The organism is Micromonospora sp. LOL_014 (assembly GCF_048060245.1).
Lineage (GTDB): Bacteria > Actinomycetota > Actinomycetes > Mycobacteriales > Micromonosporaceae > Micromonospora_E.
On the sequence record NZ_JBHMIP010000005.1, the window covers coordinates 103,735 to 127,101 of the forward strand.

Sequence of the window (23,367 nt, forward strand, 5' to 3'; positions counted from 1 at the left end):
GGTCGCCTCCTACCCCGGCGCCGCACGAACGTAACGTGTGGTCGACTGGGCGGTGGGGAGAGGGCGGACAAATCGTCGATGCTGGCCGCGTTGCGGGTCGCCCGGTACTCGGCGAGGTCCTCGGCGGTCCGCCGTACCGCAGGAGTCACTGACCCCGCTGCACGTCGACGACGATTACCGCTCGCACCCCGTGTTGACCAAGCGCGTCACCGAGGCACCGGCCAGCGCGGCGAAGCGCCGGTCCGACGGGCACCACCGTGCCGACGCCGTGCAACCGGACGACCAGGGGCGGACCGTCGAAGGCGCAGAACATCACCGTGGTGCGCACCGCCGATGTCTGGAGGCGGTCCGGCGCGGTCTGTCACCGGACCGCCTGGCCGGGACGTCATGCCGGGTACGGGCGCCGAACCGACGCCCGGCGGACATAGCCAGCGGAACCGGAGAGGGCGGTCACCGTGGCAGGTGAGATGAGGCGACTGCTGGAACAGGAGCTGGCCGCGCGGCCGGCCCCACCGATCGGGGATCTCGTCGCCGAGTCGGTGCGCCTGGGGCGGCGACGCCGCCGCAACCGACGGGCGGCCAGCGTCGGTACCGCCGCCGCCCTGGCGACGGGTGCCGTACTGCTGGCCCCGACGGTGGTGGGGGTCGGGCTGCCGGTGCCGGGCGGTGGACCGCCCGACGTCGGTGCGCCGGGCGTCGGTCAGCCGGCGGCACCGGCCGGATCGGTCACCCCCGACGCGAAATTGGCCGAGGCGACGAGCATCGCACCTGTGCCGCCGGCCACCGGCGAGCCGACGGTCCGGTCCGGATGTGACGTCAACGGCGGCACGGCCACGGTCACCGCGCTGCCGGCCGCGCCCACCGAGGTGGCCAACTGTCCGGTCGCCGTGTGGGGCCTCGACATCCCGCCGGCCGCCATCGGCGACACCACACCGGTCACCGCAGAGGGTGCGCTGGAACTGCTCACCCGGCTGCTGCCGGCCGGCCGAATCAGCGGGTACGCCAAGGGCAACCCGGCCGGGTCGGCTGGCGTGGCCGTGCAGCTCCAGTTGGACCGGGGAGACGGCCCCCTGCTGATCCGGTTCTCGGTGTCGGCCGACCAGTTGCCGGACGACGCGCTGGCGGCGAGCTGCGCCGCCGGCCGGATCTGCTACCCACTGGCCGACGGCGGCACGGTGATCTTCGATGATGTCTCCGACACTTGCCTCGGTGGCCGCTCGGTGCGGTACCACCGAACCGACGGCACCCTGATCCGGCTGGATCTGGCCCGATGCCGCAGTGGCCCGGCCCGGAGCACTCCGCTACCGACGGCGTTGACCAACCAGGAGTCCCTCGCCGTCGTCCTCGATCCGCGCTGGGGTGGCCGGCTGCCAGCGGACCTGGTACGCGAAGGCGGCGCCAGATTCGGCGACCTGCCCGTCGCCGACACCCGCTGACCGGCACCCGCTGACCTGCCGGCCCGGTCGCCCGCACTACTGTTGACCGATGGCTCGTCTGTCGCCAGGTGACCACCGTCCAGAGCGGGACCGTGACCCAGCGGGTCGGCCACGCAACTCCCGGCCGCGCGACGAGCTGGGTCGGCCGTTGCCGCCGGGCGCGTCGGGCGTACCGACCATGCCCGACGACCTGGCACTCACGCCGCACGACGCGCTCGACGAGGCGCAGCGGCTGCTCGACGCTGGCCGGCCGTTCCACGCCCACGAGGTGCTGGAGTCGGCCTGGAAGGCGGCACCGCCGGTGGAGCGTGAGTTCTGGCGCGGGCTGGCGCAGTTGGCGGTCGGGCTCACCCACGCGCGGCGGGGCAACCTGGCCGGCGCGGCGCGGCTGCTGGCCAGGGCCGCAGACCGGATCGCGCCGTACGCCGGGCAGCGGCTGTACGGCGTACCCGTGCCGGATCTGGTGCGGTTCGGCCGGGACACGGCCGACCGGCTCGCCCACGACGCGGCTGTCGACCTCACTGTCCGGCTACGGGCCGATCCGGGCCACGCGACAGCCGCTCAGTGATCTCCCCGGCTGGCACCGGACGGCCGAAATGCCAGCCCTGGGCCTGGTCGCAGCCGAGTGCCACCAGCCGGTCCGCCTGTTCACCGGTCTCCACCGCCTCGGCGGTGACTGTCAGGTTGAGCGCGTGGGCCAGCCGGACCAGCGCGTCGACGATCCGCTCGTCGCGGTCGCCCTCCGGACCGGCGACCCGCATCCCTTCCACGAAGGGACCGGCGAGTTTGAGCACGTGGATCGGCATCCGCCGCAGGTAGGCGAGGTTGGAGTAGCCGGTGCCGAAGTCGTCGATGGCCAACCGGACACCGAGCGTGGCCAGCCGGCGCAGCGCCGGCAGTGGCTCACCACCGGTGGCCATCACCGCACTCTCGGTCAGCTCCAGCTGCAGCAGCTCCGGTGGCAGACCGGTCCGGGTGAGCACCCCGGCCACCTCCCCGACGAGCTGCGGGTCGCTGACCTGGCGGGCAGAGATGTTGACGCTGACCACGATCGGCGCCTGTGGGTGCTCGGCCCGCCACCGGCTGGCCTGCCGGCACGCCTGTTCCAGCACCCACCGGCCGAGCCGGACGATCAGCCCGGTCTCCTCGGCGAGAGCGACGAACCGGTCCGGCCCGAGCCGACCTAGAATCGGATGCTGCCAGCGGATCAGCGCCTCGACGGCGGAGACCGTCCGGTCGGACAGCCGGGTGATCGGCTGGTATTCGACGACGAACTCGCCGCTGTCCAGCGCGGCCGGCAACGCGGCGGCGAGCGCCGAACGGGTCACGTCGCGCGCACCCCGTACCGGGTCGAAGACCGCCCACCGGCCTCGCCCGTCGGCCTTGGCCCAGTACAGGGTGGTGTCCGCGGCCTTCATCACCTCGGTGGGGGTCGTGCCGGCCGTGGGCGAGGCGACGACCCCGATGCTCGCCGACACGGTCAACTGGTGCCCGTCGACCTGGATCGGAGCGGCCAGCGCGGCCAGCGCGGCCTGGGCGACGTCGACCAGTTGCGACGTGCCGGTGCAGCGGGTCACCAGGATCACGAACTCGTCGCCGCCCATCCGGGCGACCAGGTGCCCGCAGTCGGCAGCGCTGTCGGCGAGCCGCCGCGCCACCACGGCGAGCAACTGGTCGCCGACGTCGTGACCGAGCCCGTCGTTGATCGACTTGAACCCGTCGAGATCCAGGAAGCACACGCCGACCTGCCCGCCCGGGTCGGCCATCGCCTCAGCGAGCCGGTCGAAGAAGAGCACCCGGTTCGGCAGCCTGGTCAGCGGGTCGTGCTCGGCCTGGAAACGCAGCCGCTCCTGCAGCTCGTACCGGTCGGTGATGTCCTCGACCATCGCGACGGTGAACCGGGGTCGGCCGTCGTCGTGCCGGATCAGCGACACCGCGAGGTCCGTCCAGATCGGTGCGCCGTCCTTGCGGTAGTAGCGCTTCTCCACCCGGGCGCGGTCGTGCTTGCCCTCGATGAGGTCAAGGTAGAACTGGTACATGCCGGGCGCGTCGTCTGGGTGGAACAGCTGCCCGACGTTGATTTCCCGCAGTTCCGCGATGGTGTAGCCGAGCATGTCGGCGAACGCCTGGTTGACATCGATGATCCGCCCGTCGAGGTCGGCCAGCCCGATGCCGATCGCCGCGCCGGTGAATACCGCCCGGAACCGGACCTCGCTGTCCCGCAGCGCCTGCTCGGCAGCGTCCCGGGCGGACCAGGCCGCCTGCCGGATGATGGACTGCTGCGCGAAGGTCCGGTTGCGCAGCGCCCGAGCGTACCCCTCGGCGAGCGCGCCCTGCAGGTGGGTGGTCCGTTCCCGGGCCGGTGCCGACGTCGCCAGCTGCGGCAGCACCAGCGGCAGAAAGTCCTCGCCGAGGGCCTGGATGGTCCAGCCCAGCACGGCGGGTTCGGTCAGGTGGCCCTCCACCAGCCAGCGCCCGACATCCCGGCCGGCCTGGCCGTCGAACGTCCCGGCCAGCACCGCCGCGGCCAGCCGCAGCGTGTGCCCGTGCAGGATGTCGGCGCTCTCGGCAAAGCTCAGCGGCAGATAGCCGAGCCCGGCGGCGGCCGCCGCCCAGTTCCGGGCGAAGCGGCGCACACCCTCGGGATCGGCACCGCCATCGCCCGTCTCGGACGTCGCCATGGTCAGACCGCGGCGGCGTCCAGGCGGGCAACGCCGCCGAAGGCACCGAACCGCTCCGGGTGTGCGTCCAATTCGGCGTCCGGGTCCGGCCGCCACAGTGGCAGATGGACGACTCCCGGGTCGACGATGGTGAAGTCACCGAACATCGCGGTCACCTCCGCCCGCGAGCGCAACGTGATCTCGGTGTCGGTCCTGGCCGACAACCGCTGCGCGGCCAGTACCTCCGGCGGCTGGTCCTCGTAGGTTGCGTGGGAGATGACCAGGTAGCTGCCGACCGCCGCGGTCGCCCGCAGCCGCCGAAGGATGCCCTGGGGGTCGTCGGCGTCGGGCACGAAGTGCGCCACCCCGGCGAGCAGGATGCCGACCGGTCGGGCGAAGTCGATCAGGCCGGTCGCGGCGGCCTGCGCACAGATTGCCTCCGGTGCACGCAGATCGGCCTGCAGGACCACGGCCCGCCCGACTTCAGCCAGGATGCTCCGACTGTGTGCCACGGCCACCGGATCGATGTCCACGTAGACCACGGTGGCCGCCGGGTTGACCGCGTGGGCCACCTCGTGAACGTTGCCCACCGTCGGAATTCCTGAGCCGATGTCCAGGAACTGGTCGACGCCGTCGGCGAGCAGCGTCCGGACCGCCCGACGCAGGAACGCCCGGCCGGCCCGCATGGTCTCCGCCAGGTGCGGCGTCATCGCGGCGATCTGCTCGGCGAGTTGACGGTCCACGTCGAAGTTGTGGGCCCCGCCGAGGAAGTAGTCGTAGACCCGCGCGGCGCTGGGGCGGCTCAGGTCTACTCCGGCCGGGACTCCACTGGCCTGCTCCGCCATCCTGCCTCCAGCTCGTTCGCGATGTCCGCGTCGGCCCTGGCGTGACGGGCGGGTCGGCACGGGCACCAGCCGGCCGCACCGGGCGCCGGCCCATGCTAACGCCACGACGGTGGAATGTGCACCGTTGGCAGGTTCACGACATTGCCCGAATCCGGCCCGACACCCGACCACCGGATCGGCAGACCGGCACTATCTCAGCTGGCCGACTCGAGCAGTAGCGAAATGCCCTGCCCGACCCCGATGCACATCGTGCACAGCGCCCGGTCGGCGTCGCGGACCCCGAGTTCCAGCGCGGCGGTCAGCGCCAGCCGCGCCCCGCTGGCCCCGAGCGGGTGCCCGAGGGCGATCGCCCCGCCGTTCGGGTTGACGTGCTCCGCCTCGGTTGGCAGGCCCAGCTCCCGCAGCACCGCCACCGCCTGCGCGGCGAACGCCTCGTTGAGCTCCACGACGTCCACTTCGGACAGATCGACGCCCAGTCGACCGAGCAACCGGCGGGTGGCCGGTACCGGCCCGATGCCCATCACCCGGGGCTCGACGCCAGCGGTGGCCGCGCCGGCCACCCGGGCCAGCGGGGTGAGACCGCACCGCCGGACGGCCGAGTCACTGGCCACCAGCAGCGCGACCGCGCCATCGTTGACCCCGGAGGAGTTGCCGGCGGTCACCGTGCCGCCGGAGCGGAACGGCGTCGGCAGGGCGGCCAGCTTCTCCAGCGACGTCTGCCGGGGGTGTTCGTCGACCGAAACGGTCAGCGTGCTCTTACGGCCCTGCGGCACCTCGATCGGCACGATCTCGGTCGCCAACCGGCCGCTCGCCTGGGCCTGGGCGGCCCGCTGCTGGGACCGCAGCGCGAAGGCGTCCTGCGCGGCCCGGTCCACGCCGTACTCGGCGGCCACGTTCTCCGCTGTCTCCGGCATCGAGTCGGTGCCCCAGCCGGCCCGCATCAGCGGGTTGACCAGCCGCCAGCCGATGGTGGTGTCGTGGATCTCCGCGGTGCGCGCGTACGCCGTGGCCGCCTTCGGCAGCACGAACGGCGCCCGGCTCATGCTCTCCACCCCGCCGGCGACGACCAGGTCCGCCTCGCCGGCGACCACCGAACGGGCGGCGATCGCCACCGCGTCCAGCCCGGAACCGCAGAGCCGGTTCACCGTGGTGCCGCTGGTCCGGGTCGGCAGGCCGGCCAGCAGCGCCGCCATCCGGGCCACGTTGCGGTTGTCCTCGCCGGCCTGGTTGGCGCAGCCGAGCACCACGTCGTCGACGGCGTCCCAGTCGACCGAGGGGTGCCGGGCGACGAGTTCGCGGATCACGTGGGCGGCCAGGTCGTCCGGACGCACCGGGGCGAGCGCCCCGGCGTAGCGGCCGAACGGCGTGCGCACTCCGGCGACGAGATAGGCCACGGGCATCTCGGTCCTCCTCGGAAGGGCGGGAAGGGTCAGGGCCGGCCGGCCTGGGCGGGTGGTCGCTGCCCCCGCTTGGCCGCCTGGATCTGCTCGTAGACGTGCCCGCGCAGCTGGGTGAAGCGCGGCTCGGCGCGGGTGTGCAGTTGGTCGCGGGTGTCCGGCAGGTCGATCCGCAGGCTCTCCTGCACCACGGTCGGCGACGAGGACAGGATCAGCACCCGCTGCCCCAGGTAGACCGCCTCGTCGATGTCGTGAGTGACGAACAGGATGGTCACCCCGAGCCGCTGCCACAGCTGGCGGATCAGGTCCTCCAGGTCCGCGCGGGTCTGGGCGTCGACCGCCGCGAACGGCTCGTCCATCAACAGCACATCCGGCTGGTACGCGACCGCGCGGGCGATCGCCACCCGCTGCTGCATGCCACCGGACAGCTGCCACGGGTAGGCGTTGTGGGTGTCGGCCAGACCGACGGCGGCCAGCGCCTCGTCGACCAGTTCCCGGCGCTTGCCCCGGGCGATGCGCTTCTGCCGCAGCGGCAGCTCGACGTTGTCCCGCACGCTCATCCACGGGAACAGGCTGCGCCCGTACTCCTGGAAGACGACCGCCATGCCGGGCGGCGGCCCGGTGATCGGCCGGCCGCGCAGCCGGACCTCGCCGGAGGTTGCCGGCAGCAGCCCGGCCATGCACTTGAGCAGGGTGGTCTTGCCGCAGCCGGAGGGGCCGACCAGGCAGACCAGGTCACCGTCGTCGATGGTGAAGGTGAGGTCGCGCACCGCCTCGACCTGGCGTTGCCGCCCGTCGTAGACCTTGCGCAGGCCCTGGACATCGAGCATGGGCTCGTTACCTCTCTATCCTTTCCGGCGCCGCCACGCGGGCAGCCGAGCCGGGCAGCGGGTCAAGAGCTGCGCTGCGCCTGGCGCAGGCCGTGGTACCAGGCCAACGCCCGCATCTCGACGAAGCGGAAGAGCACCGACAGGGCGAAGCCGAGCAGACCGAGCAGCAGGATGCCGGTCCACATCTGCGGGATCGCGAAGGTGCGCTGGAACTGCACGATGGTGAACCCGAGACCGTTGCTGGCCGCGAACATCTCGCTGATCACCATCAGGATGATGCCGATCGACAGAGCCTGGCGCATGCCGGCGGCGATCTGCGGGCTGGCCGCCGGCAGCACCAGGTGCCGCAGCCGGGCCGGACCGGTCAGGCCGTAGGAGCGGGCCGTGTCGGAGAGCACCTCGTCGGTGGCGCGCACGCCCTCGACGGTGTTGAGCAGGATCGGCCATACGCAGCCGGCCGCGATCACCACGATCTTCATGGTGTTCTCGATGCCGGCGAAAAGCATGATGATCGGCACCAGCACCGGCGGCGGGATGGCCCGGAAGAACTCAAGTACCGGTTCCAGCGTGGCCCGCACGGTGCGGATGCTGCCGACCAGTACGCCCAGCGCGACGCCGACGAGCACCGCCACCGCGTAACCGGCGGCCAGCCGCAGCAGGCTGGGCAGCACGTCGGCACGTAGGCGCTCGACGGTCCAGGTCTCGGCGAAGGTGCCGAGGATCTTACTCAGCGGCGGCGCGTAGAAGCTGGTGCTACCCGCGCTGCTGAACCACCAGACGGCGAACAGTACGGCCGGCAGCGCGACGACCAGCCCGGCCCGCTTCAACACCCCGGTCACACTCACACGATCACCTCGCCGCGCATCGACTGGTGCCAGGACAGTGCCCGCCGCTCGACCGCCCGGGCGATCAGATTGATCCCGACGCCGAGCAGTCCGGTGACCACCACCAGGGCGTACATCAGGTCGACGGCGCCGGAGGTCTGCGCGACGGCGATCCGGTTGCCCAGCCCGGGTGCGCCGATGACCAGCTCTGCGGTGATCGCCAGCACCAGGGCGACCGCGGCGGCGAGCCGCACGCCCGTCATCACGTACGGCAACGAGGTCGGCCAGATGACGTGGCGAATCCGGGCCCAGCGGCCGAGGCCGTAGCTGCGGGCGGTCTCGTCGGCGACCGGATCGACGTCCTGTACGCCGTACAGGACCTGGACCAGCACCTGCCAGAACGCCGCGTAGACGACCAGGAGCAGGGTCGATTCGAGGCCGGTACCGTAGAGCAGCACGGCGAGCGGGATCAGCGCGACCGACGGGATCGGCCGCAGGAACTCGATCGTCGAGGCGGTGACCGCGCGCAGCGCCGGCACCGAACCGATCAGCACGCCGAGGACGATGCCGGCGCTGACCGCGATGGCCAGGCCGATCGCCCAGCCGGTCAGCGTGTCACCGAGCGCCGACCAGAAGGCACCGTCGCCGAGCAGCTCGACCAGGGCGGCGAGGATCTCGGTGGCCGGCGGCAGGTAGCGCGCCGAGACGAGCGGGGTCGACGGGAGGACCTGCACCAGGACCAGCAGACCGGCCAGGCCGGCGACGCCGAACAGCGCCGTCGGCGGCCGACGGCGCCGGCTCGGTGCGGCCCGGCGGGCTGCTGCTGACGCGCCCCGGTCGGGGCCGGCTCCGCCGGCCCCGACCGGGGCGTTGTCGACCGCTGTCACGGCAGCAGCGCGTCCAGGTCGGGCTCGGCATCGAAGACACTGTCGGCGAGTCCGAGTTCGGCCACCCGCTCGATCGACGCCCGGTTGATCTCGGCCGGCCACATCGGCAGCGTCATCGCGTCCAGGATCGCCTGGTCGATGTCGGTGTAGCTACGCAGCACGGTGCGCACCTCGTCTGGGTGGGCGTTGGCGTAGGACAGCGACTCGGCCATCGCCTCCTGGAAGTTCTCGACCAGCTCGGGGTTCTCCTGGGCGAGCTTGGTGCTGGTGAAGTAGACCGCGACGGTCAGGTTCGGGGCGGTGTCGACGAAGTTCCAGGCGACGACCCGGCCACCGGCGTCCTTGGCGATGGCGAGCGACGGCTCGACCATCCAGGCGGCGTCGACGTCGCCGTTGGCGACGGCGGCCGGCATCTGCGGGAAGGCCATCTCGACGAACTCGATGTCGTCCGGGTTGCCGCCGGCCTTGCGCACCGACTCGCGGACGCTGGTGTCGCCGATGTTCTTCAGCGTGTTCACCGCGACCTTCTTGCCGGCCAGTTCGGCGGCGGTCTGGATCGGGCTGTCCTCGCGGACCACCACGCCGCCGAAGTCGGCCTCGGGGTTTCCGGTCGAGGCCACGCCGTTGGCGACGATCTGCACCGGCACGTCACGGGTCTGCGCGGTGAGCAGGGAGGTCACGTTGCTGAAGCCGAACTGGAACTGCTCGCTGACCACGCCGGGGACGATCGCGGCACCACCTTGACCGCTCTCCATGGTCAGGTTGATGCCGCGCTTGGCGAAGAAGCCTTTCTCCTCACCGAGGTAGATCGGCGCGACGTCAACGATCGGAATGATGCCGACGGTGACGTCGGTGACGTCGTCGGTGCCGCCGCCCTCGTCGGTGGACGAGTCGGAACCACAGGCGGCGGTGACCAGCAGCGCGGTAGCCAGGGTGAAGGCGACGAGGGGCCGTCGCATGGGACCTCCAGGGGATGGGATCGAGTTGGGTCAGTCAGGGGCGTTCGCTGACCGAACGGTGGTTCTTATGATGAACGTACGGCCCAGCGAGGGCTCGCGTCAATGTCACATATCGGAAGATTCCTGCCAATCCGGCAGGTGGAGGGAGCGTCGTGCGAACCCAGGTTGGCATCATCGGAGCGGGACCAGCTGGCTTGATGCTCGCCCACCTGCTGCATCTCGAGGGTATCGACTCGGTCGTGCTGGAGACCCGCGGGCGGGCGTACGTGGAGAGCAGGGTCCGGGCCGGGGTGCTCGAACACGACACGGCGCAACTGCTCGCCGACACCGGCGTCGGCGCCCGGATGCGCCGCGAAGGACTCGTGCACACCGGCCTTGAGCTGCGCTTCGAAGGCGTCAGCCGACGGATCGACCTGGCCGCGCTGACCAGCGGCCGAGGGATCACCGTCTACGGCCAGCAGGAGGTCGTGAAGGACCTGATCGCCGCCCGGCTGGCAGCCGGCGGCGAGATCCTGTTCGACGTCTCCGATGTCGAGCTGGCCGGGATCGACAGCGATGCCCCGGTCATTCGGTTCGCGCACGAGGGCACGATACGCGAACTGAACTGCCTGATGGTCGCCGGATGTGACGGTTTCCACGGCGTCTCCCGAGACAGCATCCCCGCCTCGGCCCGGCGCACCGTCGAGCACACGTACCCGTTCAGCTGGCTCGGCGTGCTGGCCCAGGCCGCCCCCTCGGCACACGAGCTGATCTACGCCCAGCACGAGCGCGGGTTCGCCCTGCACAGCATGCGCAGCCCTGAGGTGACCCGGCTCTACCTGCAGGTGCCCAACGGGACCGAGCTGAGCGACTGGCCGACCGCGCGGATCTGGGACGAGCTGCACACCCGGCTGGCGACCAACGACGGTTTCACCTTGAAGGAGGGCCCGATCCTGGAACAGGGGGTGACCCCGATGCGAAGCTTCGTTACCGAACCGATGCGCTACGGCCAGCTGTTCCTGGCCGGCGACGCGGCGCACATCGTGCCGCCGACCGGCGCGAAAGGGCTGAACCTGGCGGTCGCCGACGTCCGCTTCCTGGCCGAGGCGCTGACCACCTGGTTCCGTCAGGGACGCGGGACCGGGCTGGACGAGTACTCGGCCCGGTGCCTGCGCCGGATCTGGCGGGTCCAGCACTTCTCCTCCTGGATGACCGGGCTGCTGCACCGGCCCACCGACGCCGACGAGTTCAGTCACCGGCTCCAGGTGGCCCAGTTGGAGTACGTGTCGACCTCCACCGCGGCGGCGACCACCCTGGCGGAGAACTACGTGGGGCTGCCGCTGGACTGGAGCAGCCGCGTTGACAGGCCGGCAACCCCGGCCGTACCGTTCGCTTAGCGAACTTTTGTTCATCACACGCACCGGGAATGATGTATGGCTGAAATTTCCTCGCTGGCTGATGCTGTCGCCGACCTGGTCCACGACGGCGACAGCGTCGCCCTGGAGGGATTCACCCACCTGATCCCGACCGCGGCCGGACAGGAGATCATCCGGCAGGGCCGACGCGACCTCACGCTGATCCGGATGACCCCGGACGTCGTCTACGACCAGCTGATCGGCGCCGGCTGCGCCAAGAAGCTAATCTTCAGCTGGGCCGGCAACCCCGGGGTCGGTTCGCTGCACCGGTTCCGCGACGCGGTGCAGCGCGGCTGGCCCCGTCCGCTGGAGATCGAGGAGCACAGCCACGCCGGGATGGCCAACCGGTACGTCGCCGGCGCCGCTGGCCTGCCGTTCGCCGTACTCCGCGGGTACGTCGGCACCGACCTCGTCGACCGCACCCCGACCATCGCGCCGATCACCTGTCCGTTCACCGGCGAGGTGCTCACCGCCGTACCGGCGCTCAACCCCGACGTCGGCATCGTGCACGCACAGCGCGCCGACCGGCACGGCAACGTGCAGATCTGGGGCATCACCGGCGTGCACAAGGAGGTCGTGCTGGCGTCCGCACGGTCGCTGGTCACCGTCGAGGAGACCGTCGACGAGCTGACCCCCCGGCCCGGCGCGGTGGTGCTGCCCGGCTGGGCGGTCACCCGGGTCGCCGAGGTGCCCGGCGGGGCGTACCCGTCGTACGCGATGGACTACAGCGACCGGGCCAACGACTACTACCAGCAGTGGGACGAGATCAGCCGGGACCGGGACACCTTCACCCGCTGGCTCGACGAACACGTCCTGGCCACGGCGGGGAGCGACGCGACGTACGGTGGTGCCGAGTGAACGAGCAACCGGCCGTCGACAGGTTCACCCGCGACGAGATGATGACCGTCGCCGCCGCCCGGGCGCTGCGCGACGACGCCCGCTGCTTCGTCGGCATCGGCCGGCCCAGCACCGCGGCCAACCTGGCCCGGCAAACCCACTCCCCCAACCTGGTGCTGGTCTACGAGTCCGGCACCATCGGCGCGAAGCCCGGCCGGCTGCCGCTGTCCATCGGTGACGGGGTACTCGCCGAGACCGCCGACGCCGTCGTCTCGGTGCCGGAGATCTTCAACTACTGGCTGCAGCCCGGCCGGATCGACGTCGGCTTCCTCGGCGCCGCGCAGATCGACCGGTACGCCAACATCAACACCACGGTGATCGGCACCGACTACACCGACCCGAAGGTACGGCTGCCCGGCGCGGGCGGCGCCCCGGAGATCGCCGCCTCGTGCGGCGAAGTGATCGTCATCGTGCCGCAGAGCCGGCGCACGTTCGTCGACCGGGTCGACTTCGTCACCTCGGTCGGCTTCGGCGCAGGCCCCGGCGACCGGCAACGCCTCGGCCTGCGTGGCCGGGGTCCCACCCTGGTCATCACCGACCTCGGCATGCTGCGCCCGGATCCGGACACCTGCGAGCTGACCCTCACCCAGCTGCACCCCGGAGTGGGTGTCGAGCAGGCCGTGGCGGCCACCGGCTGGCCGCTGAAGATCGCCACCGACCTGACGACCACCGACGAACCCACCCCGCAGGAGCTGGCCGCCCTGCGCCAGCTGCTGAACCCCTGACCCCGGCGGGTAGAGCTGATCCAAGGAGGCACCGCCATGCCCGACACCACGCCCGTACAGGCCGACCGCCCCGGCGGGCTGCTCCTGCCGCGCTACCGGCGCGACGACACCGCCGTGCATCCGCCGCTGCTCTCCCCCGACTACAAGTCCACGGTGCTGCGCGCCCCGGCCGAGTCGCCGGTGCTGCTCCCGCAGACGCTCACCGAGATCACCGGCCCGCTGCTCGGCGAGGGCCGGGTCACCGCAGCCGACGCGGACCTGAGCCGCAGCGGCGACGGCGAAGCCCAGGGGCAGCGGATCGTCGTGCACGGCCAGATCCGCGACAGCGACGGCCGGCCGGTGCCGGACACCCTGGTGGAGGTCTGGCAGGCCAATGCCGGCGGGCGCTACCTGCACAAGCTCGACCAGCACGACGTACCGCTCGATCCGCACTTCACCGGCGTCGGCCGGGCGATGACCGACTCGATGGGCCGCTACCGGTTCGTCACCATCAAGCCCGGCGCCTACCCGTGGCGCAACCACTTCAACGCGTGGCGGCCGGCGCACATCCACTTCTCGTTGTTCGGCCGGGCCTTCACCCAGCGGCTGGTGACCCAGATGTACTTCCCCGACGACCCGCTGTTCGCCTACGACCCGGTCTTCAACTCGATCCCCGACCCGGCCGCCCGGCAACGGCTGATCGCCAGCTTCGACCTGGCCAACACGGTCGAGGAGTGGGCGCTCGGCTTCCGGTTCGACATCGTGCTGCGCGGCACCGAGGCGACCCCGATGGAGGAATCGTGACCACCAGCGTGACCGCGGCGGACTGGGACCAGCAGACCGGGCTGACCCCGGCGCAGACCGTCGGGCCGTACCTGGGGATCGGTCTGCCCTGGCCGGACGGGCCGTTCGTGGTCGACGAGACCGACCCGGCGGCGATCTGGCTGCGCGGCCGGCTCCTCGACGGCGCCGGCGACCCGGTGCCGGACGGTCTGATCGAAACCTGGCAAGCCGACCCGCAGGGCCGGTTCGACCATCCGGACGATCCGCGCGGCGCGGTGGCCGGGTTCCGCGGCTTCGGCCGCTGCCCCACGGATGAGACCGGCGAGTGGGCGGTACGCACCCGCAAACCGGGGCCGGTGCCCGGCCCGGACGGGCGGCCACAGGCCCCGCATGTGGCCGTGTCGGTGTTCGCCCGTGGCCTGCTGCACCGCGTCGTCACCCGGATCTACTTCCCGGACGAGGTCGAGGCGAACGCCGCCGACCCGGTGCTGGCCGGGCTGCCGCAGGCCCGACGCGGCACGTTGATCGCGACCGCCGAGCCGGACGGCTACCGGTTCGACATCCGACTGCAGGGCGAGCATGAAACCGTTTTCTTCGCCGTCTGACCCGGAGTCCACCATCGACGATCCCGCGCCGGTCGGTCTGTTCGACCCGCTGCTCGCCGCCGGCGGGGTCCGGGCCGCCGTCGACGACCGGGCCTGGCTGCGTGCCATGCTCGACGCCGAGGCGGCGCTGGCCCGCGCCCAGGCGGCCTGCGGCACGGTGCCGGCAGCGGCCGCCGCGGCGATCACCGCCACCGCCCGCGACCACCGGTTCGACCCGGCGGCGATCGGCGCGGGTGCGACCAGCGCCGGCAACCCGGTGGTGCCGCTGGTCGCCGCGTTACGCGCCGCCGTCGGGCCGGACACCGCCCGGTACGTGCACGCCGGGGCCACCAGCCAGGACATCCTGGACACGGCCGCCATGCTGGTGGTCCGCCGGGCGCTGGGCCCGATGCTGGACGACGTGCGGCGGGCCGCCTCGGCCGCCGCCCGGCTGGCCGAGACGCACCGGGACACTCTGCTGCCCGCCCGGACCCTGCTGCAGCAGGCGCTGCCGACCACCTTCGGGCTGGTCGCCGCCGGCTGGCTGACCGCGCTGGACACCGCCGTCCGCCGGCTGGGCACCGTCCGGGACGAGGCCCCCGCCGTTCAGCTCGGCGGCGCCGCCGGCACCCTCGCCGCGTTCGGCGCCGACGGCCCGGCCCTGGTCGACCGGCTCGCCACCGAGCTCGACCTGGCCGCCCCGCAGCTGCCCTGGCACACCGACCGGAGCCGGCTGGCCGACCTGGCCGGCGTGCTCGGCGGCACCGCCGGCAGCATCAGCAAGATCGCCCGCGACGTCACGCTGCACGCCCAGACCGAGATCGCCGAGCTGGCCGAGGAACGCCCCGGCGGATCGTCGACCCTGCCGCACAAACGCAACCCGGTCGCGGCCGTCACCGCCGTCGCCTGCGCCGGCCAGGCCCCCGGCCTGGTCGCCACCCTGCTGGCCGCGATGACCCAGGAGCACCAACGGGCGGCCGGCGGCTGGCACGCCGAGTGGCGGGCGCTGCGCAACCTGCTGGAGTCGGTCGGCTCGGCCGCCTACTGGCTGCGTACCTGCCTGGAAGGGCTGCGGGTGGACGCCGTACGGATGCGGGCCAACCTCGACCTGACCGGCGGGGCGCTGCTCGCCGAGCGGGTCAGCGGGGCACTGGCCGGGCAGCTCGGCCGGCACCGGGCCAACGAGATCGTCAAGGCGGCGGTCACCGGCGGCGGGCCCGCCGCCGGGCTGGCCGACCGGCTGGCAGCCGACCCGCAGGTCAGCGCGGTGCTCAGCCGGGCACAGCTGGACGAGCTGCTCGACCCGGCCGGCTACCTCGGCGCGTACGGCGAGCTGATCGACCGGGCGCTGCGCGACCACCGCAGCCGACCGACGCAGGAGGACCGCTGATGACCACCGACAGCCATCCGGTGGCGGTCGACCACGAGATCGTCGGACCCGACGGTGCGCCGGTGGTGCTGCTGGCCAACTCGCTGGGCAGCACCCGGGCGATGTGGGATCCGCAGGTGCCGGTGCTCACCGGTGCCGGGCTGCGGGTGCTGCGCTACGACACCCGGGGGCACGGCCGCTCCCCGGTACCGCCCGGTCCGTACAGTCTGGACGATCTCGGGGCCGACGTGCTCGCCCTGCTGGACCGTCTGGAGCTGGACCGGGTCCACGTGGCCGGGGTGTCCCTCGGCGGGATGACCGGGATGTGGCTGGCCGGACACGCCGCCGCCCGGGTCGACCGGCTGGTGCTCTGCTGCACCTCGGCGCTGCTCGGCCCGGCGCAGGCGTGGGCCGACCGGGCGGCCACGGTGCGGGCCGGGGGCACCGGGGTGGTGGCCGACACGGTGGCGGCCCGCTGGTTCACCCCCGGGTTCGCGGTACGGCGCCCCGACGTCTTCGCTGCCGCCCGCGCGATGATCGCGGCCACCCCGGCCGAGGGGTACGCCGGATGCTGCGTCGCGATCGGACAGATGGACCTGACCGGGCTGCTGCCGAGGATCACCGCACCGACCCTGGTGATCGGCGGCGCCGACGACCCGGCCACCCCGCCGTCGCACAGCGAGACGATCGTCGCCGGCATCCCCGACGCCACCCTGCGGATCGTCGACGACGCCGCGCACCTGGCCAGCGTGGAGCAGGCCGAACAGGTCTCCGAGCTGATCTTGACGCATCTCACCGGACAGGAGGTGACCGGCGATGGCGACCGACCCGCCGGCTGACACCGCACCGCCGTCGTCGGATCCGAGGTACGACGCCGGGATGGCGGTACGCCGGGCGGTCCTCGGCGACGCGCACGTGGACCGGGCGGTGGCCAACACGACCGAGTTCACCGCCGACTTCCAGGACTTCATCACCCGGTACGCGTGGGGCAGCGTCTGGACCCGCGACGGGCTGGACCGGCGGACCCGCAGCTGCGTCACGCTCGCCGTACTGACCGCCCTGCACTGCACCGACGAGCTGGCGATGCACGTGCGGGCCGCGTTGCGCAACGGGTTGACCGCACAGGAGATCAACGAGGTGCTGCTGCACACCGCGGTCTACGCGGGTGTGCCGGCCGCGAACAGCGCGTACGCGGTGGCACAGCAGGTGCTGGCCGAGAACCCGGAACCGGATGGTCGGATCCCCGACAGCGAAGCAAGATCATCGGCGGATCCGGGCACGGTGGAACCCGGTTAGGGTTCGGCGACCATCACCTCAGGAGAATCATGAGCGAGCATGGGCGGGAAGCTCATTTCGTGCAGTCGTTGGAGCGTGGCCTGGCCGTGATCCGCGCCTTCGACGCCCAGCATCCTGAGTTGACACTCAGCGAGGTGGCCCGGATATGCGACCTGACCCGCGCCGCCGCCCGCCGGTTCCTACTCACCCTGGTCGACCTCGGCTACGTCCGCACCGACGGGCGGATGTTCTCGCCCACCCCCCGGGTGCTGGAGCTGGGCTACGCCTACCTGTCCAGCATCTCGCTGCCCGAGGTCGCCGAACCGCATCTGGAACGGCTGGTCGCCCAGGTGCACGAGTCGTCGTCGGTGTGCGTGCTGGACGGCGACTCGATCGTCTACGTCTCTCGGGTGCCGACGTCGCGGATCATGACGGTGTCGATCAATGTCGGGACCCGGTTCCCGGCGTACGCTACCTCCGTCGGCCGGGTGCTGCTGGCGCACCTGCCCGAGGAAGAGGCGATCATCCGGCTGGAGCGCAGCCGGCTGGACCGGCTCACCGGCCGTACCGTCCACACCATGGCGGCGTTGCGGGCGGAGCTGAACCGGGTCCGCGCCCAGGGGTACGCCATCGTCGACCAGGAGTTGGAGGAGGGCCTGCGGTCGGTGGCGGCACCCATCCGGGACCGGGCCGGCAAAGTGGTCGCCGCGGTGAACATCTCGGTGCACGCCAGCCGCAACACCGTCGAGTCGATCCGCCGCGAACTGCTGCCGCACCTGCTGGCCACCGCCGCCAAGATCGAAGCCGATCTGCGGATCGCCGCACCGGGCCGCGCCACCCGCCTGCCCGGCGCCTGACCGCCGCGTCCCGGGACCTTCGGCCCGATGCCAGCGCAGGGCCGGCCGGCCACCGTTGAGGTATGGGCTCAACCACCGAGCTTTCCGGGCCGACCAGGGCCCGCCCGTGGACGGTACGGGTGGCGGCCGGCCTGCTGATCTTCGTCGGCGTCACGGCGGTCGGCGGTGGCGTGGAGATGTGGCTGTACCCGTACGGCAACGACTTCGTCCGTACGGAATGGCTGCACGACCTGCCGTTGGTCGACACCTGGCGGCTACCCGGCCTGGTACTGGGGCTCGGTCTCGGGCTCGGCTCGCTGGTCAGCGCGTTCGGGCTGCTGCGCAGACCACGGTGGCGCTGGCTTGCCCCGGTGCAACGGGTGACCGGCCGGCACTGGTCGTGGGCCGCCACCGGACTGGCGGGCATCGCGCTCGGCGGATGGATCCTGCTGGAGGTCGTCCTGCTGCCGCAGCGGTCGATGATCGAGGCGCTCTACGGCGCGCTGGCGGCCGGGCTCGTCGGGCTGTGCTCGACCGCGTCGTTGCGGCGCTCGCTGGCGCTGACCCCGGACCGCGACGTCGTGCCCGGTCAGCAGGTGGGGCAGGCCGCGCCGGAGCGGACTCTCCGACTGGAGGAAAACGTCCATGCCGGGACGACCGCGGTGAAGCCGACCAGTAGGTTGTCCGGGTGGCGGGGCTGAGGACGACACGGGTGCAGATCTGGACCGACGGCGCGTGCAGCGGCAACCCGGGGCCGGGCGGTTGGGGTGCCCTGCTGCGCTACGGCGACGCCGAGAAGGAACTGTGCGGCGGTGAGGCCAGCCCGACCACGAACAACCGGATGGAACTCACCGCCCCGATCCGGGCACTGGCCGCGCTGACCCGGGCATCCGCCGTCGACCTCTACACCGACAGCACGTACGTCCGTAACGGTGTCATGTCGTGGATGGCGAACTGGAAACGCAACGGCTGGCGTACGAAAGCGGGCGAGCCGGTCAAGAACGAGGACCTGTGGCGGGAGCTCGATGCGGCCGTCACCCGTCACCACGAGGTCGTCTGGCACTGGGTGAAGGGCCACTCCGGCCACGTGGAGAACGAGCGCGCCGACCGGCTCGCCGCTCGCGGTCAGCGGGAGGCCCTGGAGGCCGCCGGCGTCCCGGTGCCGCCGGTGCCGCAGCCGCGCCGCCGAGCGACACCGCGCCGCAGCTGACCGCCGTGTGTCGGTGGACGGTGGCAGGGTAGGCGTCATGACGATCGAAGTCCGCCCGGCGACGGTGTTCGAGGACGTCGCGACTGTCGTCGGCCCGAAGCGACCGGACGCGAACGTGTGCTGGTGCCTGAGCTACCGCATCGGCTCGAAGGAGAATCTGCAGCTGCGCGGGCCGATGCGCGGTGAGCGGGTACGCGGACTCATCGGGCTCGATCCCCCTCCCGGAGTACTCGCCTATGACGGCGACGAGGTCGTCGGCTGGGCGGCGGTGCACCCGCGAGCCGACACGAGCTTCGCCGGCAACAGGCGAATCCCGCACCTCGACGATCTCGATGTGTGGAGCGTGTGGTGCTTTCGGGTACGGCCGGGCCACCGCAAGCAGGGTATCGTGCACCACCTGCTCGCCGGTGCCGTCGGCTTCGCCCGCGAGCGCGGCGCACCGGCGATCGAGGGCTACCCCGTCGACAACCGTGGCGAGAAGGTGGACCTCACGATGGCCTACGTAGGGACCCGCGCGGTCTTCGAGCACGCCGGTTTCGTGAAGGCAGCCGACACCACCTCGGTGCTCGCCGGGTTCGCGCGGGTGCTCATGCGGCTCGATCTGCTGTGACGTCGATCGCCGGCCGGACGGCTCAGGCTGTCAGCGACGTGTCCGTGCCGGCTTCCGGGAGCCCAGGGTGTGTCCGACGACGTAATGCCAACAGTGATGGTCGACAAAGACATTCTGTGCCTGCTTCAATCCGCCGACCCACCGCGCGCTCACCGTCCCCATGCGAGGACCCATGGGATGCAGCAGGACGGGAACCCGGGCAGCCCGTGCAGCGTCGAATGCGAGAGATAGTACTCGTGTAGTGAGGAGAAGCGTAGTGCCCAGCAAAACTAGAATCTTGGCCTTGGTTGTCGCCGTGGTGCTGGCCGCTACTGGGTGCGCCGTGGGAGACGACGTTGGTGGGGCCAGGCCTGACCAAGCTGCGGAGCAGGTAGAGGATTTGCTGCGCACAAGGTACGCACGATGGTATGCGGGTATCATACTGGATGAGTCCGCCGGGACGATGACCGTCTATCGTAAGCCGGGCAGCGATCTCGACGTGGTGGTCCGAAATCAGTTCGCCAACGTCGAAATCCGATTCGCGGACGCCCGGCTCTCGGAGCAGGAGATGCTGGTGTTGACCGAGCAGGTCATGGCCGATGTGGAGTACTGGCGCAGCGAAGGTATCGCTGTTTCCGGCGCGGGTCCGTCGCCCGACGGCTCAGCTGTTCTGGTGATGACGGTGGATGGGGCAGCAGGTGAGGCGGAGAGACTATCTGACCATTATCGGAAGCCGATCGTGGTGGAACGGGGCTCGGCTGAGTTCGCGCCTTTCTCGGTCGGTCCGGACGGAATTCCGTCCGGACCGACCAGTAGCTGAACAATAATGTCAGGGGGTGAGGAAGTTCACGCTGAGCCGGGAAAGTTGCTCGTTGATGTCGACGTACCACCACTTCCACGAGCATTGCCGGGAGTTGGGATCGTTGATGTCTCCGCTGGGTACTCCGCTGCAGGGCACAATTTCGTCGCGGTTCGCCGAGCGTAGGCTGATGATGCCGCGGGCCGTGCCGCTGTTGCCGGACTGCACATAGACCGGGCCGCCGCTGTCGCCGTTGCCGACAGCGGCGACGCGGTTCGCGCCCTCAGCTCGGACCAGGCCTCGAATCGTGGGTCCGCCGATGGGCGTGAGGGTCTGGTTGAGCGCTTGGACGGTCCAGCCGCAGGCGGAGCCGGAGAAGGATCCACCGGAGCAGACGAGGTTGCCGACGTGGTTGGTGGACGCAGCGCTGATGTTGCGACCCGTGTTGGTGTCGCCGCTGGCGAAGGATGGGCCCTCGTACACGCTGTAGCCAGCGTTGGTGAGGATCAGCATGCCGTCGTACTCGACCGTCGTGTTGGAGAGGGTGTTGCCGATCACGGTGCCGTTGCCCGTTCGCCATTGCCCAGCACCGCAATGCGCCGCAGTGAGCAGGTAGCGGGCTGCGCCGTTGTTGCCTCGTACACCGAAGCCTGAGGTACAGGCACCGCCATTCAGGATGAGCGCGCCACCCCAGTAGGGCTGGGTGTCCGCGAACCGGGTCGTAAACTCGGCGGGCGACTCGAGCGACACGTCCAGTTTCACGCTACCGGTTAGCTCGTCAGACACCTGGCGCAGATCGGTAGATGCGCGCCTGTCGCCGTCGGCCAGTGTGACACCGACTTCAAGGCTGTTGCCGTCCGGGGCCGGGCCGACGAGCACGACGTGGCCAGACGAGAACTGTTGTCCCGCGAGACGGTCAGCCTCCTTTTCGAGGGTGTGCAGCGAGTAGGCTGCGGCCCGCACCTCGACGTCAATTCCAGCCCGGCGCACCTTCGCGATAACGATCTCGACCGCCGTTGTCAGCTCACCGTGCCAGTAAACAGTCAGGGTGTTGGCGGCGGGATCAACTCGGTCACCAGCGAAACCCGACAGAGCCAGGTCGCCGGCTGCCACCCGGATGGCGTCAGCCGCATCGTTGAGTTTCTCCTGGCGAGCGAAGAGCTGGGCGTACTTGTGCGCTTCGTCTGTGGCCGGTTCTATCGCCGGCGCGATGTCAGACACCTCCGACTTCCCAGGCTCTGCCGAGGCTGGCGCAGGCACGGCTGCGACCAACGCGACGATGACGCCCCCTACCAGGATGCTTCTGATCTTGCTCACAGATGCTCCCATCTCGGTAACGACATGCAAGCACGACCTTACCGGCAGTTATCGATACATTCAAACCTCTCAACTGATCTACTGATCGAGGCTGGTCGGGCTGCAGACAGACCTCGTGCGGCCCTGCCGGCCGGGTCATCTGGCGCCTGCTTCGCGGGTCCTACCCGGCCGCGCGACTTCTCGCAGCCGATCAGGATCATGCTCCTCGTCTTCGTCAACGCGATGACCCGGCTGGGTGTCGACTACGTCGACATCTACCGGCCGGCACGACTGGACCCGGAGGTGCCGATCGAGGACACGGTGGGCGCGGTCAAGGACATGATCGAAGCCGGGTACGTGCGGCACGTGGGACTGTCCGAGGTGGGTGCTGAGACGATCCGCCGGGCGCACGCCGTGCACCCGGTCGCCGACCTGCAGATCGAGTACTCGCTGATCTCGCGCGGGGTGGAGGCCGACGTGCTGCCGACGCTGCGGGAACTGGGCGTCGGGATGACCGCGTACGGCGTCCTGAGCCGAGGCCTTATCTCGGGCCACTGGCAGAACACCGAAGCGCGACCGGGTGACCACCGCAGCCGGATGCCACGGTTCTCGGGCGACAACGTCGAACACAACCTGGCCCTGGTGGAGGCGCTGCGGCGGGTGGCCGAGGAGAAGGGCTGCACCGTGGCCCAGCTGGCGATCGCGTGGGTGGCAGCCCAGGGCGGCGACATCGTCCCGCTCGTCGGCGCCCGTACCCGCAATCGGTTGACCGAGGCTCTGCCCGCCGCCCACCTGGCACTTTCCGCGGACGACCTGGCCGAGATCGAGAAGGCCGTCCCGGCTGGCTCGGCACGGGGCGACCGCTACCCGGCCGCGATGATGGCCAACCTCGGCACCGGCAACTGACTGAGCTTGTCACACCTTCAGGACGTCTACGTCGTACGGGACGGCCCGGACGCGCCTCCGGCGGCCGCCGAGCCGCACCACGCCACGCAGCTGACCGGTGACCGGTGACGGGTTCAGCGCCGATCGTCGTGACGGTTGGCAGCCGGGTCTGCCGGATGGGTGGTGGAGGTACCATAACCATATGGCCTTGAAGAAGACGACAGTAATGGTCGACGAAGACGACCTGAGGATCATCAAGGAGGCTGCCGCGAGGGAGGGGCGCCCGGAGTCGGAGTACTTCCGGGAGGCGTTCCATATCGCGGCGCTGCGGGCGCGTCGTTGGTCGAGAGACTGGGACATACCGGAATTCGGTTTCGGCGGGCCGGTGAGTGACGACGATGTGCGAGCGGCGGTGGCGGAAGCCGAGGACCGCAAGTACGGCTCGTCCGGCCACGCTGCATGATCGTGGTCGGGGACACGTCCGGGCTGGTGGCGGCGTTCAACATTGACGATCCTGAGCATGCCACTGCGCGCAGGGCCTTTGCCGAGGCGTCGGCGACGGTGATCTCGCCATTGGTGTTCGGTGAGATCGAGCACATCATCACTCGGAACGTGGACCGCCGGACGGCCTACGCGGTGCAGGACTGGCTGCTGGGGCAGGAGCGGAACCTGCGGGTCCTGGTCCCGGAAGTGACCGCGACCGTGCTGCGCGGAGCCCGTACCGTCCAGTCGCGGTACGCAGCACTGCGCCTGGATCTCACGGACGCCGTGAATGTCGTGGTTGCCGAGCAGTACGAGACGGATGCGGTGTTGACACTGGATCGCCGGGATTTTCGGGCCATCCGTCCATTGAGCGGGCACACGGCGTTCCGGGTCCTGCCCGACGACCTGTGAAAGCAGGGGGCGCA

At 71.0% G+C, this 23,367-nt stretch carries 27 protein-coding genes; 18 read left to right on the forward strand and 9 right to left on the reverse strand.

The features are described from left to right. Nucleotides 1-145 precede the first annotated feature (145 nt). Entirely contained in the window at nt 146-328 is a 183-nt protein-coding gene (locus tag ACFHW1_RS06395) for a hypothetical protein (protein ID WP_416552941.1), read from the reverse strand. Nucleotides 329-467: 139 nt separating this feature from the next. On the opposite strand from ACFHW1_RS06395, the gene ACFHW1_RS06400 reads away from it, so the two are divergent. Further along, a complete protein-coding gene (locus tag ACFHW1_RS06400) occupies nt 468-1,436 on the forward strand; it encodes a hypothetical protein (RefSeq protein ID WP_416590231.1) in 969 nt (322 codons plus the stop codon). Nucleotides 1,437-1,485: 49 nt separating this feature from the next. Continuing rightward, nucleotides 1,486-2,004 (forward strand): DUF309 domain-containing protein, encoded by a 519-nt coding sequence (locus ACFHW1_RS06405; RefSeq protein WP_416615052.1) that lies wholly within the window; start codon nt 1,486-1,488, stop codon nt 2,002-2,004. On the opposite strand, the gene ACFHW1_RS06410 is transcribed toward ACFHW1_RS06405, so the two are convergent. From ACFHW1_RS06410 to ACFHW1_RS06440, 7 genes are all read right to left on the reverse strand, one after another. After that, the gene (locus ACFHW1_RS06410; RefSeq protein WP_416552947.1) at nt 1,955-4,117 is read right to left on the reverse strand and encodes a putative bifunctional diguanylate cyclase/phosphodiesterase; all 2,163 of its coding nucleotides are present in this window, start codon (nt 4,115-4,117) and stop codon (nt 1,955-1,957) included. The genes ACFHW1_RS06405 and ACFHW1_RS06410 overlap by 50 nt on opposite strands. 2 nt (nt 4,118-4,119) lie before the next feature. Beyond that, nucleotides 4,120-4,941, reverse strand: coding sequence for an SAM-dependent methyltransferase (locus ACFHW1_RS06415; RefSeq protein ID WP_416568137.1), 822 nt, complete (start codon nt 4,939-4,941; stop codon nt 4,120-4,122). A 194-nt stretch (nt 4,942-5,135) separates the two neighbouring features. Further along, the gene (gene pcaF, locus ACFHW1_RS06420; RefSeq protein WP_416615054.1) at nt 5,136-6,341 is read right to left on the reverse strand and encodes a 3-oxoadipyl-CoA thiolase; all 1,206 of its coding nucleotides are present in this window, start codon (nt 6,339-6,341) and stop codon (nt 5,136-5,138) included. A 29-nt stretch (nt 6,342-6,370) separates the two neighbouring features. Beyond that, the gene (locus ACFHW1_RS06425) at nt 6,371-7,168 is read right to left on the reverse strand and encodes an ABC transporter ATP-binding protein (protein ID WP_416552953.1); all 798 of its coding nucleotides are present in this window, start codon (nt 7,166-7,168) and stop codon (nt 6,371-6,373) included. A gap of 62 nt (nt 7,169-7,230) precedes the next feature. Continuing rightward, nucleotides 7,231-8,013 (reverse strand): ABC transporter permease, encoded by a 783-nt coding sequence (locus ACFHW1_RS06430; RefSeq protein WP_416552955.1) that lies wholly within the window; start codon nt 8,011-8,013, stop codon nt 7,231-7,233. Then, the gene (locus ACFHW1_RS06435) at nt 8,010-8,879 is read right to left on the reverse strand and encodes an ABC transporter permease (RefSeq protein WP_416615055.1); all 870 of its coding nucleotides are present in this window, start codon (nt 8,877-8,879) and stop codon (nt 8,010-8,012) included. The genes ACFHW1_RS06430 and ACFHW1_RS06435 overlap by 4 nt, the downstream gene beginning before the upstream one ends. Continuing rightward, on the reverse strand, nt 8,876-9,838 hold the full coding sequence (locus ACFHW1_RS06440) for an ABC transporter substrate-binding protein (RefSeq protein ID WP_416552959.1): 963 nt from the start codon (nt 9,836-9,838) through the stop codon (nt 8,876-8,878). Before ACFHW1_RS06440 ends, ACFHW1_RS06435 begins: the two co-directional genes overlap by 4 nt. A 152-nt stretch (nt 9,839-9,990) precedes the next feature. On the opposite strand from ACFHW1_RS06440, the gene ACFHW1_RS06445 reads away from it, so the two are divergent. The 13 genes from ACFHW1_RS06445 (at nt 9,991) to ACFHW1_RS06505 (ending at nt 20,299) form a co-directional block, all read left to right on the forward strand. After that, entirely contained in the window at nt 9,991-11,214 is a 1,224-nt protein-coding gene (locus ACFHW1_RS06445) for a 4-hydroxybenzoate 3-monooxygenase (protein ID WP_416552961.1), read from the forward strand. A 36-nt stretch (nt 11,215-11,250) separates the two neighbouring features. Further along, nucleotides 11,251-12,090, forward strand: a complete 840-nt coding sequence (locus tag ACFHW1_RS06450; RefSeq protein WP_416552963.1) for a CoA transferase subunit A — start codon at nt 11,251-11,253, stop codon at nt 12,088-12,090. A 38-nt stretch (nt 12,091-12,128) separates the two neighbouring features. Further along, the gene (locus tag ACFHW1_RS06455) at nt 12,129-12,854 is read left to right on the forward strand and encodes a CoA-transferase subunit beta (RefSeq protein ID WP_416553156.1); all 726 of its coding nucleotides are present in this window, start codon (nt 12,129-12,131) and stop codon (nt 12,852-12,854) included. A gap of 36 nt (nt 12,855-12,890) precedes the next feature. After that, nucleotides 12,891-13,637: a protocatechuate 3,4-dioxygenase subunit beta gene (gene pcaH / locus ACFHW1_RS06460; protein WP_416552965.1), complete on the forward strand. Its 747-nt coding sequence runs from the start codon at nt 12,891-12,893 to the stop codon at nt 13,635-13,637. After that, nucleotides 13,634-14,221 (forward strand): protocatechuate 3,4-dioxygenase subunit alpha, encoded by a 588-nt coding sequence (gene pcaG / locus ACFHW1_RS06465; RefSeq protein ID WP_416552967.1) that lies wholly within the window; start codon nt 13,634-13,636, stop codon nt 14,219-14,221. Before pcaH ends, pcaG begins: the two co-directional genes overlap by 4 nt. Then, entirely contained in the window at nt 14,196-15,590 is a 1,395-nt protein-coding gene (gene pcaB, locus ACFHW1_RS06470) for a 3-carboxy-cis,cis-muconate cycloisomerase (protein ID WP_416615057.1), read from the forward strand. Before pcaG ends, pcaB begins: the two co-directional genes overlap by 26 nt. Next, entirely contained in the window at nt 15,590-16,408 is an 819-nt protein-coding gene (gene pcaD / locus ACFHW1_RS06475; RefSeq protein ID WP_416615059.1) for a 3-oxoadipate enol-lactonase, read from the forward strand. Before pcaB ends, pcaD begins: the two co-directional genes overlap by 1 nt. Then, nucleotides 16,386-16,865, forward strand: a complete 480-nt coding sequence (gene pcaC, locus ACFHW1_RS06480) for a 4-carboxymuconolactone decarboxylase (RefSeq protein ID WP_416615060.1) — start codon at nt 16,386-16,388, stop codon at nt 16,863-16,865. The genes pcaD and pcaC overlap by 23 nt, the downstream gene beginning before the upstream one ends. Nucleotides 16,866-16,894: 29 nt before the next feature. Continuing rightward, nucleotides 16,895-17,701 carry an IclR family transcriptional regulator domain-containing protein gene (locus tag ACFHW1_RS06485; RefSeq protein ID WP_416615061.1) on the forward strand — a complete coding sequence of 269 codons (807 nt, stop codon included), beginning with the start codon at nt 16,895-16,897 and terminating at the stop codon, nt 17,699-17,701. A gap of 62 nt (nt 17,702-17,763) precedes the next feature. Next, complete coding sequence (locus tag ACFHW1_RS06490) at nt 17,764-18,381, forward strand: hypothetical protein (RefSeq protein WP_416552977.1); 618 nt, start codon at nt 17,764-17,766, stop codon at nt 18,379-18,381. A gap of 11 nt (nt 18,382-18,392) precedes the next feature. Further along, the gene (rnhA, locus tag ACFHW1_RS06495) at nt 18,393-18,890 is read left to right on the forward strand and encodes a ribonuclease HI (protein ID WP_416552978.1); all 498 of its coding nucleotides are present in this window, start codon (nt 18,393-18,395) and stop codon (nt 18,888-18,890) included. 37 nt (nt 18,891-18,927) lie between these two features. Next, nucleotides 18,928-19,500: a GNAT family N-acetyltransferase gene (locus tag ACFHW1_RS06500; protein WP_416552980.1), complete on the forward strand. Its 573-nt coding sequence runs from the start codon at nt 18,928-18,930 to the stop codon at nt 19,498-19,500. 442 nt (nt 19,501-19,942) lie between these two features. Further along, complete coding sequence (locus ACFHW1_RS06505; protein WP_416552982.1) at nt 19,943-20,299, forward strand: hypothetical protein; 357 nt, start codon at nt 19,943-19,945, stop codon at nt 20,297-20,299. Nucleotides 20,300-20,308: 9 nt separating this feature from the next. On the opposite strand, the gene ACFHW1_RS06510 is transcribed toward ACFHW1_RS06505, so the two are convergent. Then, a complete protein-coding gene (locus ACFHW1_RS06510; protein ID WP_416552984.1) occupies nt 20,309-21,595 on the reverse strand; it encodes a S1 family peptidase in 1,287 nt (428 codons plus the stop codon). Nucleotides 21,596-21,793: 198 nt separating this feature from the next. Between ACFHW1_RS06510 and ACFHW1_RS06515 the strand changes: the two genes are divergently transcribed. The 3 genes from ACFHW1_RS06515 (at nt 21,794) to ACFHW1_RS06525 (ending at nt 23,353) form a co-directional block, all read left to right on the forward strand. Beyond that, nucleotides 21,794-22,480, forward strand: a complete 687-nt coding sequence (locus ACFHW1_RS06515) for an aldo/keto reductase (protein ID WP_416552986.1) — start codon at nt 21,794-21,796, stop codon at nt 22,478-22,480. A gap of 181 nt (nt 22,481-22,661) precedes the next feature. After that, a complete protein-coding gene (locus tag ACFHW1_RS06520; protein ID WP_416552988.1) occupies nt 22,662-22,922 on the forward strand; it encodes a ribbon-helix-helix protein, CopG family in 261 nt (86 codons plus the stop codon). Nucleotides 22,923-22,924: 2 nt separating this feature from the next. Further along, complete coding sequence (locus ACFHW1_RS06525) at nt 22,925-23,353, forward strand: type II toxin-antitoxin system VapC family toxin (RefSeq protein ID WP_416552990.1); 429 nt, start codon at nt 22,925-22,927, stop codon at nt 23,351-23,353. Nucleotides 23,354-23,367: the final 14 nt, after the last annotated feature.